The sequence below is a fragment of the Pseudoalteromonas sp. PSi26 genome (genome assembly GCF_054960575.1).
Window position 1 is genome coordinate 1 of record NZ_JBHNYT010000056.1, and the last position, 292, is coordinate 292.

General features: G+C 37.7%; 1 protein-coding gene. It reads right to left on the reverse strand.

Annotated elements, in window-relative coordinates:
• The coding region (locus ACFI34_RS18810; RefSeq protein ID WP_462674603.1) for an IS110 family transposase at positions 1-292 on the reverse strand (292 nt) is incomplete at both ends.

Here is a 292-nt window from a genome sequence, read left to right on the forward strand (position 1 = left end):
TCAGGGCAGCTTTCAATGAGTTTAACGATTTTTTCTTCAATCTTTTTTATCTGATTATTAAATAAAGTTAGTACTGGTTTGATTGTCATCGCCAGTGCTTTGGGCATTATTTGTAAGCGATTTTTCTCCATTGTTTGCATCGTAAGCAACTGGTTACGTCGAGTCACTAAATCACTCATTGCCTGCATGGTATCTGGCTTAAGCTGTGATAATTTAGGTTTAATCGCTTCACTATAATGCGCAATTAATTGCGCATCAAGCTTATCGGTTTTGGCTCGTTGACCTATTGCTC